Source organism: Glaciihabitans sp. GrIS 2.15 (genome assembly GCF_035984695.1).
Classification (GTDB): domain Bacteria; phylum Actinomycetota; class Actinomycetes; order Actinomycetales; family Microbacteriaceae; genus Lacisediminihabitans.
In genome coordinates this window covers 17,643-30,735 of the sequence record NZ_JAXCHU010000012.1, presented here as the reverse complement: position 1 = coordinate 30,735, position 13,093 = coordinate 17,643, and the positions used below count along the sequence as shown (strand labels likewise).

General features: G+C 61.8%; 14 protein-coding genes. 6 read left to right on the top strand and 8 right to left on the bottom strand.

What is annotated here, in order from left to right:
- Positions 1 to 4: 4 nt before the first annotated feature.
- From RCH11_RS15210 to RCH11_RS15200, 3 genes are all read left to right on the top strand, one after another.
- Positions 5 to 322 carry a hypothetical protein gene (locus RCH11_RS15210; protein ID WP_327057868.1) on the top strand — a complete coding sequence of 106 codons (318 nt, stop codon included), beginning with the start codon at positions 5 to 7 and terminating at the stop codon, positions 320 to 322.
- Between the two features lie 407 nt (positions 323 to 729).
- Positions 730 to 963, top strand: a complete 234-nt coding sequence (locus RCH11_RS15205) for an SHOCT domain-containing protein (protein ID WP_327057867.1) — start codon at positions 730 to 732, stop codon at positions 961 to 963.
- Entirely contained in the window at positions 963 to 2,432 is a 1,470-nt protein-coding gene (locus RCH11_RS15200; RefSeq protein ID WP_327057866.1) for a multicopper oxidase family protein, read from the top strand. Before RCH11_RS15205 ends, RCH11_RS15200 begins: the two co-directional genes overlap by 1 nt.
- A 404-nt stretch (positions 2,433 to 2,836) precedes the next feature.
- Here the strand turns inward: RCH11_RS15200 and RCH11_RS15195 are convergent, their stop codons facing one another.
- Positions 2,837 to 3,778: an SGNH/GDSL hydrolase family protein gene (locus RCH11_RS15195; RefSeq protein WP_327057865.1), complete on the bottom strand. Its 942-nt coding sequence runs from the start codon at positions 3,776 to 3,778 to the stop codon at positions 2,837 to 2,839.
- 236 nt (positions 3,779 to 4,014) lie between these two features.
- On the opposite strand from RCH11_RS15195, the gene RCH11_RS15190 reads away from it, so the two are divergent.
- Positions 4,015 to 5,382, top strand: a complete 1,368-nt coding sequence (locus RCH11_RS15190) for an alpha/beta hydrolase (protein WP_327057864.1) — start codon at positions 4,015 to 4,017, stop codon at positions 5,380 to 5,382.
- A 531-nt stretch (positions 5,383 to 5,913) separates the two neighbouring features.
- Positions 5,914 to 6,072: a hypothetical protein gene (locus RCH11_RS15185; protein WP_327057863.1), complete on the top strand. Its 159-nt coding sequence runs from the start codon at positions 5,914 to 5,916 to the stop codon at positions 6,070 to 6,072.
- 491 nt (positions 6,073 to 6,563) lie between these two features.
- Here the strand turns inward: RCH11_RS15185 and RCH11_RS15180 are convergent, their stop codons facing one another.
- Both RCH11_RS15180 and RCH11_RS15175 read right to left on the bottom strand, forming a co-directional pair.
- Positions 6,564 to 7,274 carry a phosphatase PAP2 family protein gene (locus RCH11_RS15180; RefSeq protein WP_327057862.1) on the bottom strand — a complete coding sequence of 237 codons (711 nt, stop codon included), beginning with the start codon at positions 7,272 to 7,274 and terminating at the stop codon, positions 6,564 to 6,566.
- 32 nt (positions 7,275 to 7,306) lie between these two features.
- Positions 7,307 to 7,513 (bottom strand): hypothetical protein, encoded by a 207-nt coding sequence (locus RCH11_RS15175; protein WP_327057861.1) that lies wholly within the window; start codon positions 7,511 to 7,513, stop codon positions 7,307 to 7,309.
- A gap of 746 nt (positions 7,514 to 8,259) precedes the next feature.
- On the opposite strand from RCH11_RS15175, the gene RCH11_RS15170 reads away from it, so the two are divergent.
- Positions 8,260 to 8,817 (top strand): putative immunity protein, encoded by a 558-nt coding sequence (locus RCH11_RS15170; RefSeq protein WP_327057860.1) that lies wholly within the window; start codon positions 8,260 to 8,262, stop codon positions 8,815 to 8,817.
- 221 nt (positions 8,818 to 9,038) lie between these two features.
- On the opposite strand, the gene RCH11_RS15165 is transcribed toward RCH11_RS15170, so the two are convergent.
- Genes RCH11_RS15165 through fadE16 form a run of 5 tightly spaced genes read right to left on the bottom strand, consistent with a single transcriptional unit; the run spans position 9,039 to position 12,951 of the window.
- Positions 9,039 to 9,431 carry an Rv1678 family membrane protein gene (locus tag RCH11_RS15165; protein ID WP_327057859.1) on the bottom strand — a complete coding sequence of 131 codons (393 nt, stop codon included), beginning with the start codon at positions 9,429 to 9,431 and terminating at the stop codon, positions 9,039 to 9,041.
- Complete coding sequence (locus tag RCH11_RS15160) at positions 9,428 to 9,976, bottom strand: DoxX family protein (protein WP_327057858.1); 549 nt, start codon at positions 9,974 to 9,976, stop codon at positions 9,428 to 9,430. The genes RCH11_RS15165 and RCH11_RS15160 overlap by 4 nt, the downstream gene beginning before the upstream one ends.
- 17 nt (positions 9,977 to 9,993) lie before the next feature.
- Positions 9,994 to 10,956 (bottom strand): Rv1681 family radical SAM protein, encoded by a 963-nt coding sequence (locus RCH11_RS15155; RefSeq protein ID WP_327057857.1) that lies wholly within the window; start codon positions 10,954 to 10,956, stop codon positions 9,994 to 9,996.
- 29 nt (positions 10,957 to 10,985) lie between these two features.
- Positions 10,986 to 11,810 carry an Rv1680 family SBP-like protein gene (locus RCH11_RS15150; protein ID WP_327057856.1) on the bottom strand — a complete coding sequence of 275 codons (825 nt, stop codon included), beginning with the start codon at positions 11,808 to 11,810 and terminating at the stop codon, positions 10,986 to 10,988.
- Between the two features lie 7 nt (positions 11,811 to 11,817).
- Positions 11,818 to 12,951: an Rv1679 family acyl-CoA dehydrogenase gene (gene fadE16 / locus RCH11_RS15145; RefSeq protein ID WP_327057855.1), complete on the bottom strand. Its 1,134-nt coding sequence runs from the start codon at positions 12,949 to 12,951 to the stop codon at positions 11,818 to 11,820.
- Positions 12,952 to 13,093 lie beyond the last annotated feature (142 nt).

Sequence of the window (13,093 nt, the reverse complement as noted above, 5' to 3'; positions counted from 1 at the left end):
ACCAGTGCAACTTCAATTGTTGATAGACCGGATGATCGACCAAGCGATCGAGCTCGATCCGTCGGGTTCCTACAGCATCCTCATCGGCAACGCCCCCGCAACCGAAACGGACTGGGCGACGGGCAAAAAGGTGTACCGGTGGTGCCCGGTCGTTCAGACTCGCCTGGTGCCGAACTACAGCGTCGTCCTGGCCCCCTCGCCGGACAATCTGCGCACGAGCAACCTGATCGAGTACCACGGCCGGATCCTCAACGGTGATGTCACGCGTTACACGATCCGCCAGAGCACTTTTTCTTCGGATGATGACGCCCCGAAGCCGTAGGCCCCCTGGGTATTCCTCACCGATCAGAATCCCACACGTGATCTCATCGACGCGATGATGGACCGCGCTCATGATGACAACGACCTCGATGGGTAAGTTATTGACGTCGGTCGCGCCTCCTCACGAGCAGGGCACACGACGATCTGGCCTCGCTGCACGGCCGTAAAACCTATCGACGAGTGCCGGTCGCTCACAGCAGCGCACTACCGAGGGAAGCCATGCTCCTCTCACCTGCAGCCAAATACTGAGCAGGCGCTCGTCGACTCCGACGCATGGGCCCTTCAGTATCAGGACCTTCTGCCCTGTGCGTGCGCGTGCCCCCCGACAAGGCTGTAGGAACGGGTACCGCCAACACGATTAGACCAATTCAGGAATGAGGCAAAACGATGATGTGGGGAAATTACGGAATGAGCGGTTGGTCATGGGGTTTCGGCGTCCTGGTCGTCATCGGCGTGGTGATCCTCATCATCGTTCTCGTGCGCAGGCAAACCCCTCCTCGAACCGACACGCCATTGACTCGCTCTACTCCTGCGGGCAGTGCGCCGTCACCAAAGCAGATTCTGGACGAGCGCTACGCCCGGGGGGAACTCACCACTGAGGAGTATCGAGAGCGTATGACGGCTCTCGGACTTGACTCCTGATGGAGCCGCTGAGTCGGCGGTCTGCCCTCACCCTTGGCGGAGTCGGAGCCGCGTTCGTGGTCGCCGGATGCGCGGGGCTGGCCTGGGAATGGACGACGAACGCTGGATCGATCGCCCGTTCTTCGAACGGCGCAGAGCTCGTGCAACCGAAGCTGCTCCACAGCGCGAACGGCCGTCTCGAAGTAAATCTCTCCGCGAGCCAATCACCGGTGAAAATCGGCGACACGACGGTCAATGCCCTCACTTACAACGGCTCCCTTCCGGGGCCGACCCTCTGGGTAGGCCCGGGAGACACGGTGACGGTGTCGCTCGCCAACCGGCTGAATGATCCAACGAACCTCCACACCCACGGGCTTCACGTGTCCCCAAGGGGCTCGGGCGACAACGTGTTTCGCCGAATCGATTCGGGAACAACCGCGGAGTACCGTTACGAGATCCCGAAGGACCACCCTCCCGGGGTCTTCTGGTACCACCCGCACCACCATGGACTGGCTGCTCAGCAGGTGTTCGGGGGCCTCTATGGTGCGATCATCGTTGACGACATCACGCCGATCCCCGCGACAGTCGAGAGAGTCATGATCATCTCGGACCTGTCGTTCGATGCGTTCGGGAATATCGCGGCGACATCGCAGATGGATCGGATGCGTGGGCGGGAAGGTTCTACCGTGCTGGTGAACGGCCAGCTCGACGCGACCATGACGGCGCACCCGGGAGATCGGGAACGCTGGCGGATTGTCAACGCCTGCACGTCGCGTTATCTCGATCTCCGGCTTGACGGGCAATCCTTGCAGCTGCTCGGCAACGACTCCGGCCGGTTCGGGATGCCCCGCCCGGTGAATGCCCTCGCGCTGGCGCCCGGAAACCGAGCCGATGTTCTCGTCACCATGGTGGCGGGTTCCTCGGTACTCCAGGCGCTGCCCGTGGATCGCGGTTCCCCTGCAGGCATGATGGGCGGAACCTCACAGTCGAGCGAGACAATCAGACTTGCCACGCTTCGCGTTTCCGGGACCGCGGCATCCCCGCTGCCAAGCCCGCCGGTCTCCACTCCCCGGGACCTCCGGTCGGACGCGATAGCCCGGAAGAGAACCCTCATCCTTGCCATGGGCGGAGCCGGGATGGGCGGGGATGGGATGGGCTCCGGAATGATGCGATTCACCATCGACGGTAGGGGCTTCGATGCAGCCCGCGTCGACCAGTCCGTGGCGGCCGGCGCGATTGAGGAGTGGACCATCGTCAACACGAGCCCGATGGATCACCCCTTCCACCTGCATGTCTGGCCCATGCAGGTGATCGAGATCGGCGGTCACTCTGTGGAGACGCCGACCTGGCAGGACGTGGTGAACGTGCCGGCCCACAGCCAATCGCGGGTGCGCATCGCTTTCGAGGACTTCACGGGTACTGCCGTCTACCATTGCCACATCCTCGACCACGAGGACAATGGGATGATGGGCGTCATTTCCGTTCAATGATGTCGGTTTCGAGCTCTCCGGGATTCGATGCCACGCTGGCATACATCGTTCCAGCGGAGGGGCAAACCCTTCTGCCAAGTAGTCCACGGGGTCAGAGCAAACTCAGAATTTCCCTTATCTGCCCGGTACCCGCGGCCTGTAACCGGATTGCGACCTTTCACTGCGTGAGGTGTTTGCAGTTCGGGTCGGTGGTCCCCGCCTGGGCCCAGGCCAACACGGGCGGCACAATCTCGACCTCGATAGTCTCGCCCGAAGTTTTCATGGTCGCCAGTTCATCAGCGGAGACGATGGGGAGGCGAGGAGAGCGTGACGAGCCCAGCGCGCTAAACGGCGACTACAAGAGGTGATCGGCGGGGTGCCGCCGACTGCGACTGGCGAGTTTCCCTAACAGACCGGCCTGCCGGTTACGGTTGACCGGCCGCCGCAACTGTGGCGGCCTGGGTGGCCGGGATGAGAGCTTCCTTGACCGCAGCTGCCAACACGCGTTGCCCGGCAGCCGTCGGGTGAACATCATCACCCTGCATAAGCTCGGGGTGACCACTCAGTGGTTGCCCGAGATCGACGTAAGTGCCGCCGACCTGCGCCATTGCCTGCTGCACTTGCGAATTGATCTCAGCGATCTCATCCGGCACCGTCGTGTCACCCCATACTGCGCTCAGCCCCACGATCTTCGCCCGCGGAAACTCCGCTTGCAAATCGGATACTGCGCTTACGGTCGATTCGAGGAGCGCGGAATTCGACATTCCAAAATCGTTACTGCTGCCCTCGATAATTACAAGATCCGGTTGCAGCGCACTCGCCCCCTTCACGATCGACGAGAAATTACTATCGCAATCGTCAGCGGCACCGATCGCGAGAAAGCCAGCTCCATTACAGGCGAGGGCGCTGAGGGACCATCCATCCTGTTGCGAAATCAACTCGGGCCACGCTTGGCCGGGCTCCAATCCAAACCCCTTCATGATCGAGTCACCAATGGTCAGCACGCGCAAGGGGACGGCCGGTAAAACGCTCGGGGCAATCGCTGCCGGCGTTGCACTGACTCCCGGGGTCCCCGTGACGCTTGGTTTGGTTTGGGCCTCGTGGATGTCACGGGGGGTGGATGTCGCCGGTCCTGGGACTGCCCGTCGCAATGCCGTGGATGATCCCGCCGCCGCGGAGAGTTGGCTCGAAATCGGGAAGTTGTAGGCCAAGATAGACGCGCCGATCACTCCGATAGCGATGACCGACAGGGCAGCGGTCAGTCGTCCTCGACTTGGCCGCAGGCTGATGGAGCCGGCGTCCGCGGCGGGCCCTCGATCGCCGGTGCGGGCACTCCGGTGACGGGGCTTGGACCTGAAGTGCTTCATTCGACGAATCACTGAACGGTAATTTCTTCGACTCGCGAATTCTCGCGCCGGATTTCGTTAAGAACTTCCATACGAATCAGAATCATATATGACGGTACGCACGACGTCAGAAGAAAGTTCGGGGGAGGTAAATTCGCTGCCGCCGCAGAGACAACTTTCGGTGACGGGAATTTTCATCGCTGCATCGTATGATTTGCACGGCTAAATTTGTCCGCTCACTGGGAGACCGTTGCACTATGGGTTCGTTGCTTTCGCTCAACATCGTAGACGGGACAATCGTTGCCATTTTCGGTGTCGCGAGTTTTGCGATGTTGGTCTACCTTGCATCGCACCGTGTACCCGCGCGACGAGCGGACGACGGATTGCCGAGCACCTGGGTCCGGAGACGCCGATGGATCATGGTGATCGCATTCTCAGCGCTCGGGGGCGCAGCAGCTGGTGTGCTGGTCATCGTCATCTGCGAAGTCTTCCTCAATCTGTTCGGTACGCCGCTGGAACTCGACACTCACGCGTGGGTTGTGGGCTCCTTTGCTGCGGTCGGCGTCGCAGTCGCGAACATCTGGACCTCCCGGTGGTGGCGTAAGGCGATCGCGAGTGCAGCCGTTATTCTGTTCCTCGCCACGGCAACCCTGGGCATCAACGCCAGCTACGGACTCAATTCGACCCCGGCGTCGTTGATGGGCATAAATATCGCGGATCCGCTGTCAGTTCCCCGGGCAGACCCCACCCCGAAGGCGACCCCGTCACCGACCGCTGTGCCCATTCCGCCGAAACCACTCTGGCAAAGGTGGAGTGCACCAGCGGGAATGCCCGCGACGGGGCAGTACGGAACTGTCGCCATCCCCAGCACTGCGTCCGGGTTCGTGGCCAGACTGGCTTACCTGTACCTTCCGCCTGCGGCTCTTGTCGCCGATCCTCCCCCATTGCCTATCTTGATAATGATGATGGGACAGCCCGGCGGGCCCGACAGCAGCGGCAAGTTCCTCGCAACCCTCAATTCGCTGGCCGCAGCCAACCGGGGTCTTGGTCCGATTGTGCTCACAATCGACCAGATCGGGAGCCCAACACAGAACCCGCTGTGCATCGACTCGCCTCGTGGAAACGTGCACACCTACGTGATGACCGATGTGGTCAATTATGTTCGGCAGAACCTTCATGTGGCGGATGGTCGACTGAACTGGGCAATCGGCGGGTACTCGAACGGAGGGGAATGCGCTCTCTCGTTCGGGGCGAAACATCCCGAGGTTTTTGGTTCGATCCTCGACGTCTCTGGTGAGATAAGCCCCTCGCTTGGCTCGATAGATTCGACCGTAAACCTTGGATTCGGAGGAAACCGGAGCCAGTATGACGCCGAGCTCCCGCTCACAATCATGGGGAACACCCGATACGCGGATATGCTCGCGATTTTCACCAGCGGATCGAATGACCACTACTACGGTGCTGAGGCCGACACCGCAAACGCTGCTGCACAAGCATCCGGGATGACCACACACCGGATCATCGGACAGGGAGTTGGTCATCGCTCGGACGCGATCGTCTTCGGCGTTCCCGCAGGGCTCCCGATACTTTACCCGCGATGGGAGCTGTCGGCGCCGACCCAGTAGGCCGACCCAGTAGACTGGGTTATCCGCGTGTCATTGGTATGACACCTACCGGGGGGATGCGCCTATCGGGGCGCCTTGTCAAGTTCGATTTCTTGAATCCTCCACCCCCTCCCTCCGGATGTCATGCGCTCATCCTCAGCGGTGCGGTCGCGATCGGTCCTGGCACACAGGCTGAAGTTCCCGATTCGAGGGGTGTGCCCTATCGGACGCTGCCCGGTTGCGCGCATCCCGCGGGCGGTTGTTTTCGCTCCGTTCGGGACCCTTGGAGCAAAAACTCGGCTTCGAGCACGCGGACCGCGGACCGCGACGAGCGTGCCCTCGTTGTGGCGCAAGCGCACCACGCTGGACTTCTCCTCGGCAGCGGGCAGCTGGGACCTGAAGTCGCGCGGTCACGAGCGCTCCATAATCGGGTGCACTGACCAGCCCACCTGAGGTTCGCTAAATTGCGCTGAATAGTGATTCACCCGCTGGTGCGGTGCATCGTTGTCAATGAATTGACCCGTCGGTGGAAATCCTGGAATCTGGCTTGCCGTGACCACTCGCATCGAACTGGATGGACCGCGGCACTGGCCTCCGATCCTGGCCACGGATGAGATCACTCCTGAGATTCGTCTCGGCGAGTATCGCGGATTGGCCATCACTGCGGGCACCGCCTACCGCTGCTCTCTCGGCTCACGAAGGCTGGAGTGATCACCTCTACGCGGAAGGACAGGAAAGATGCGATGGACAACCTCCTGGAAAAGGAGCCCAGCAATGACCAACCGTGAGAATCTTCCCGGCGAAATGGGGTGATCCGCGATGAACGGTTTCACGGTATTCGCCCGCAATGAGGTGCACGAGATCCTGCAAAGCTGGCGGATCTCGGTGCTACCGGGCATCCTGCGTCCGTCCCCAGGATCACTCCTGGATACGCACCGAGGCACGACAGGGCTGGTTGCTCGAAAACTGCTCAACAACCCACACGCTGAGTGCAGCAACAGCTGCACTGCCGAGCGCAATAGCTATCTTCTGACGACTTATCCCTCCAGAGACCCGCACGTTATCAACTGCCCGAGCGGCCATCCGACCGCGTCGTGGCTAAGAATCGATACTGCCTCAGCGAAGTGGGACCTTCTGGCTGTTGCGGGAGTCGACTGCCTGGAGTTTCTCTTAGCCCTCGATCACTCGTCTGGCGATGGCTACTACTCGGGTTGTCCAACGTCTCGCCTGCGTCGCGACCTGGCGTCATCAACGCCGCGAAGCACACCTGACACCCAGATCATTCGGACGAATGGTGCGACTACGATCCCCCAGATGATGGAGGCGATGACATCGCTCGGGAAGTGGACCCCATCGATGACTAGCGCTGTACTCGCTCCGAGGATGAAAAGCCCACCGATGATTCCGGCCAACCAGCGGCTGCGACCCGCGCCAAGCCCGAGCACAATCGTGACCACGAGAGCAGTTATAAAGGCCGCGTGACCGCTCGGGTAGGAAGCGTCGATTTGCGCCGGCTTGAACGGGAACGGTAGGAGAGAGGCATCCGGACGGAGTCGGTGCACGACCAGCTTCACGACTGCCAGAGAAAGCCAGGTTGCGGCAATAGTGGCAGCGAAGGTAGACGCCACCCGGAGATTTCGCGTCAGCGCAAGGATGATGCCAGTGAACACCACTGTTCCGACGATGGCCGATACCGGTTCGAAGATTATGTAGACGGCGTTTGTCAGTGAGCCGACCGCTCCGTTGTGGAAGCCGTTGAAAAACTTCACGACAGCAAAGTCAAAGTGGCCGGTTCGAATAACCAGCCCGACGACGAGGATGATGACAATGCCAACCCCCGCGGTCCAAATGATCCGTGCCCGATGAGTTGTCGGAGCGAGAAGTGCTCCCAACAACTCTCGCCCGGCACTCAATCGCGATTCCTCCGATGGGTTTGGTGCAAAGCTCACGCCGTGTCTCCCGTCGTGGTTGGGTCGGAGGCTAGACGCATGGCGTCGCGGACAAGGCCGCCAGCCAGCGAGAGGACACTATCACCAAGATCTGGTTGGGGGATCACGGCGGTGACCCCGGGTCTGTCGGCGAGAGGGACCAAGCAAGTTGCGTGCTTGTCGTCCTCTATTGGTGCAATCTCGTCAATGGTGGTGTTGGTCATAGAGTGAATTTTAACGGGTCGTCCTCGTCCCGCCAGTGTCGCAGGTAAGAACCCGGTAATCAGCACACGATCTGTCCGAGGTAGTCGGACTTGTATTGCCTTTCTCCACATCGTGGCAGCGTATTGGATGGACCCTTCCGCTCAACGAACGCACCACCCGTCCGGCGAACTCAAACGGTGAATTCAGTCGGCGTCAACAGCCCTCCTAACTTTCGAATACCGTCGCCAAAACGCCATTGTTATCGGGCTCGAAAATTCTCCCAATCATGAATAGCGCTGGGAAGTTTGCGTTTATCAAAGTGACAAGGCTCCCGCCGATGCGCCATATTTGCAACTACCGTTCACGTAGAGACCGACCACCACGTTCCACCATTGCCCCAGTTGCGGGCATGTCACCAATTCAGACGTGTAGATGTAAGTGCTACCGGTTCTGTAACCGTAATTGCCCCATCATCCGGCGTTGTTTACGCGGTGAGTGCATTGCCGTTCATTCCTCGGCTCTCTCGTTCCTCACGGTATTCCAAGCCCATGGCCCCCAGCTGCGCCCACACGAAGCGGTCCATCCAGACGCATAGTCCGCAACTCGCTCAGTGGCATAGGCGATCGCTCTTGCTGGTGAGCGAATCGATGAGCATTCCTACTTCGCTTACGGAGGTAGCAATTTCACGCTCATGCAGGCCATGGACCCTGCGGGAAACATTCTTGCAAGCCGGATGCCCAGTGGGACGGGATGCGAGAATGCTGGGATGCTTTCCCCACAGTCACTGAGCGAAGCTGACCGCCGCCTCGTCGCAATGTGGGCGGCGGACTGCGCTGAGCGAGTCCTGGTCTTGTTCGAGACCGAGGCTCCGACAGACCATCGACCACGCGATGCCATCGCTCGCGCTCGGGCATTTGCTCAGGGTGAACGTGATGCCGCCGGTGAAATTCGTCAGCGCTTCGTTGCTGGTCGAGCCGCGCACGCAGTGAGCTCTCCCGCGGCAGTGGCAGCCGCCCGGGCTGCTGGACAAGCTTCCGGAGTCGCTCACATGGGTGCGCACGCTCTCGGCGCAGCCGCCTACGCCGCGAAAGCGGCCGGGCTGGCCGCCTCGGACCAACCCACGGCCGCTTCCGACGAGATCTCCTGGCAACTCGAGCATATGAATGCAGAAGTCCGGGCAACGCTTCAGCAGTTGCCACCACTTGGAGCGAACTCCGCGGGCCCGCTCGGTTCCGGTCTTCTCTCGTCAGGCATCCTTGGGTCGAATATTCGGACGATTCAGGCCGCGATAGGCACTATCTCGCCAGAGGAGGGCGTCCGGTAAGCGGAACGTCTTGTGCAACAGCGCGGAGGCCGAATTATTTAGCTTCCGAGCATGCTGATGCTGCACCGCGTTGCAACACTATGGAGGGTTGTTCGTGGCCTGCCCACCCACCGCCCTGTGCTTCCGAGGGGCAAAGCGTAGCTCGCACCGTTTAGGGTGCGGAGTGCGCTTGTGGTCTTGACGACGGGCATGTTGGACCCGGCCAATCAACCTTGGTGTTATCAACCACGCTTTGGCATCGGCCGCGAGGTGATCCATATTGAGATCAGGGCGGTGCCGAGTCCGATCATTAGGGCGGCGGCGTTGACAGAGCCGGAGATGATACCGATAGTCGCGGCGTAGGTGACGAGGCGCACCAGCCCGACGACGATGAGGATCGCGCCGGCTGCCATGAGGAGCACGGGCAACCGCAGCGCACAGCCGAGCGCGGGGAGGGCACCGAGTACGACCAGGACGAGTGCTTGCACCAGGTTGACTGAGACGAACTGTAGCGGCGTGTAATGAAGCAGCGAGAACAGCGAGCAGAGCGCGGTGAAACCTGCGACTATCAGGCCCCGGGTGCGCCAGACCGCTGATGGGGAACCTGTACTACCGGTAGGTGTGGTGGCGCTCATGAGAGAACCATCGCCATCCGAGCCGGCCGACCTGAGCCGAGCGACCACCGGGGTCTCAGCACTCCATCGACACCGGCGATCCGCCCGGCGGCGGTTCCCAGAATGACGAATTGCGCTGCGAACAGCAGGTAGTAGCTCCACTGCCACTCTCCGGGGGTGTTCAGCACCGAGAGGGTGATGGCGATGGTCTGGAGGATGCCGATGGTCGCCCAGAAGCGTGTCAAGAATCCGACGAGCAGGAACGCGCCGAGGCAGAATTCCGCTATCAGCACTCCCCAGCCGAAGAGCACGAAGTTGGGGAAGATGACATGCTGTACCAGCCAGCTGAAAGCTCCGAGCACCGGATGCTTCACCGCGTCAGCGGTGTACTGGTACAGGCTGTTGTGCGCGGCTTGCCCGAAGTCGGGTGGTCGTTTCCAGTTTACGTTCTGCAGCCACATCAGTCCCACTGCGATCCGCACAGCGGCGAGCACCGCACGAGTGGGACGCCCGGTCTCGATCTGGTTGACGACTGACGCTCTGGTTGTTCGGGTGGTCGTAGTCATGGCGTTCCCGTTTCGTTTCAGGCACAGGCGAACATCGAGGTGGTGGCCGTTACTGACGACCACTGTTGGGTGAAAAGTTCGCTGACCCGGTCGAGCGCGGGGGCAAGGGGCAGTATCTGGCGACTCACGAGCGCGTTCTCGTCAAGGGCGGCGACGGGATGCCAGTAGATACCGTCCGCCGTCACGGTCACCTCGGGGATCAGCGATTCCCGCGTAAAAGCCACCCCTTCCTCCGCGACCCCCTGGTGCGCGATGGGGCGGATAACCTGGTCGGCTCGCGGGATCCCGAGCCCGTCGAATAGCGCGTGCAGCTCATCGAGGGCCGGGTCGTCGTGGGCTGAGATGGTCGCGGCGACGCGCACGGTGAATCCTTCGTCGAGTGCGACCCTGATGCCGGTAAGTGCCCGTTTCCAGCTCCCAGCGCCGCGGTGCGAGTCGTGTACCTCGGGGGTTGGCGAGTCAACACTGATTTGCAGCGCGAAGCCTTGGCGTGGCATCGCCTGAAGTTTGCGAAGCCCCTGGCCGCGGAACAGCATCCCGTTGGTCAGCAGTGTGGTCGGCAGCCTGTCGACGCAGGCCCGCACGATGACGTCGATGTCGGGGAGCAGGAACGGTTCGCCGCCGGTGAGATACAGCTCGCGCACGCCCCAGTCGGCGGCTTCGGTGACGAGTGCCTGGATGTTGTCGATGCCAAGCAGACGCGGGTCGGTCTTCGGCGATGAGGCAACGCAGCAATAGTCGCACGCCAGATTGCAGTGGAAGTTGGTGTAGAGCCAGAGCCTCGCCCCGGGCATCCGATCGGCGGGGATCATGCTGCCGGGGTTGCGCGGTCGTCCGCGGCCCACGGTCACCTGCCCGGTGTCCTGTTCGACCATCAGAGTGCTGACGAGGGTGTTTCCCGTTTTTTCGCACCAGCGGCGTACGAGGTCCAGTTCGCTTGCCGACGCCACCGCAAACTCGGCCGTATCGCCTTCGGCCATCTGTTCTACGGTGCGCATCAGCGCCATGACTACCATCGGGAGTCGACGCCCTGTTCCGCAATCGCCGTAAACAGTCCGTTGTAGCCCTCGAGGTGGGGTTCGACCCATTGGGTGAGTCCCTCCAGTTCGAGGATGCGCCGGTGCGCTGGTACCTCCCAGTCCATGGCGAGTAGCTTCGCCACCCACGGTGCATAGACCGCTTCGGGCAGGGTGTCGAGTGCCGTGAACATGCAATGCGAGTAGGTCTCGGTCTGCCAGACCGGCTCGAGCATCCCGGGCATCAGGTCACCGCGGCCAATGTTCTCCCACACTGTGATGCCGATCGCGGCAACATCAGCATCGCCGGCGAGCACCGCGTCGATCGCGTCCAGCTCGCTGCGACCGGTGTCACCGTGTTTACCGATGTCACTGTTGAAGCGTTGAATTTGCATGTGATCGACATCCACCCCGGCTTCGCGCAGATAATGCAACGGCAGGATCGCGGCATGCGCTGAGTCCGCCGACCCGAGTGCCAGGCGCCGGGTCGCGATGTCGCCAGGCCCGGACCAGCCGCTTCCCGCGGCCGCCACGAACACCGTCGAAAAGGTGGCGTCCGTGTCGCGCATGGCCAGCGCCCGCACGTGCCCATCGGTCTGCAGCACTGAACGTGCATACGCGAGGTTCGTATTCCAGGCGATATCGATCATCTCCGCCTGCAGTGCGTCGACCAAGCGGCCATAGTTCGAGAACAACACGAAATCCATTGCCGTGGCGGGTTCGTCGAAGTACTCGCGGATACCTTCCCAGATGGGAACGACGTTCGGCGTGTAGGCGACCGCTCCGATGAGCAGGGGTGCTCCGACGAGCTTCGACATCCGAAACTCAGAACAGCGGAAGGCCGGTGAGGGCCTTGCCGTAGAAGTCGTAAAGCACATCTGCGGTCGGTGCCATGACGGAGCCGGCGCGCGCATCCCGGAAAGCCCGCTCGATGGGCAGGTGTTTCGAGAACGCCGCCCCGCCACACACCCGCATCGCCGATTCGGTGATCGTCAGCGCGGCGTCATTAGCGGAGGCCTTCACTCCCAGCACGAACAGTGGAGTGTCGTCAGCTGGGCTCGCCACTTTCGCGGCTGCTTGGGCGAGGTACGACTTCTGCGCCATCAACGCGATGCTCATCTTCGCAATTTGTGCCCGGATCGTCGGTAACGCGGACAGCGCCTGGTCCAGATGCTCCAGCCGGGCGCCGGTCACGTGTGCGACAGCGCCATCAACGGCTGCGGTGGAGAGCCCGAGCGACACTGCGGAGTTGCCCAGGTTGAACCAGGGAAGCACGGTGGCCATCATCGTGCCGAACCCGCTGCCCGGCTCACCGAGGCGATAGCTGGACGGAATAGTTACCGCTACTGTCATCGGGCTCGACGCGTTGCCGCGCAGCCCCAGTCCGCTCCAAGGACCAGCGATGTCCAAACCTGGCGTTGAAGCCGGGATCGCATACAGGTCGACGGTCTCCGGGTCGACCGCGCTTTGCGACGACATCACGTACACATCGGCGTAGCCGGCCGAGGTCACCCAGCTTTTGTAGGCGGTGAAGCGGAGATCGTCCCCGTCGGCGACAGATTCAGACACGGGAGCCCAGAAGTGTGAGCGCGACCCTTTCTCGCTGAACGCCAGGGTGCCGAGGACCTCGCCCGATGCCATTCGCGAAAGGAGGTCCGGCATCGCGGTCGGCGGGGCGGATGCGACCGTCACCGCGGCCGCGACATGCATCAGATAAATCATCGCGGTCGAGCCGCACGCCGCCGCGATTGCGCCCAGCACCTCCGTGAACTCGACTGGACCGGCCCCCATGCCGCCGACATCCTCGCTGATCACCAGGCCGAGCAGCCCGCTCGACCTGAGGGCCGCGACTGAATCAACGGGGTAGGCGCCATCGATATCCACCTGTTCGGCGTGGGCGGCGGCTATCGCCGTTACCTGCGCTACAGCTTCTTCGAGAGTCGACTGCATCATGGTCATCCGGTCTCCTGGCATCGTTGCTCAAGTTTCTCGACACCGCTGTCGCGGGACCGACCACACCAGTATCCCCCTCAGGGATGCCAGCGCAATAGGGGATTTCGTTACAGGTCTCTAACTCCACCGTGGGCGCATCGCTAACTGA

Bases quoted from the DNA above. Each gene is read 5' to 3' on its own strand.
- RCH11_RS15205 (WP_327057867.1), top strand. From the start codon at position 730: ATGAGCGGTTGGTCATGGGGTTTCGGCGTCCTGGTCGTCATCGGCGTG.
- RCH11_RS15200 (WP_327057866.1), top strand. From the start codon at position 963: ATGGAGCCGCTGAGTCGGCGGTCTGCCCTCACCCTTGGCGGAGTCGGA.
- RCH11_RS15195 (WP_327057865.1), bottom strand. From the start codon at position 3,778: ATGAAGCACTTCAGGTCCAAGCCCCGTCACCGGAGTGCCCGCACCGGC.
- RCH11_RS15190 (WP_327057864.1), top strand. From the start codon at position 4,015: ATGGGTTCGTTGCTTTCGCTCAACATCGTAGACGGGACAATCGTTGCC.
- RCH11_RS15175 (WP_327057861.1), bottom strand. From the start codon at position 7,513: ATGACCAACACCACCATTGACGAGATTGCACCAATAGAGGACGACAAG.
- RCH11_RS15170 (WP_327057860.1), top strand. From the start codon at position 8,260: ATGCTTTCCCCACAGTCACTGAGCGAAGCTGACCGCCGCCTCGTCGCA.
- RCH11_RS15165 (WP_327057859.1), bottom strand. From the start codon at position 9,431: ATGAGCGCCACCACACCTACCGGTAGTACAGGTTCCCCATCAGCGGTC.
- RCH11_RS15160 (WP_327057858.1), bottom strand. From the start codon at position 9,976: ATGACTACGACCACCCGAACAACCAGAGCGTCAGTCGTCAACCAGATC.
- RCH11_RS15155 (WP_327057857.1), bottom strand. From the start codon at position 10,956: ATGGCCGAAGGCGATACGGCCGAGTTTGCGGTGGCGTCGGCAAGCGAA.
- RCH11_RS15150 (WP_327057856.1), bottom strand. From the start codon at position 11,810: ATGTCGAAGCTCGTCGGAGCACCCCTGCTCATCGGAGCGGTCGCCTAC.
- fadE16 (WP_327057855.1), bottom strand. From the start codon at position 12,951: ATGACCATGATGCAGTCGACTCTCGAAGAAGCTGTAGCGCAGGTAACG.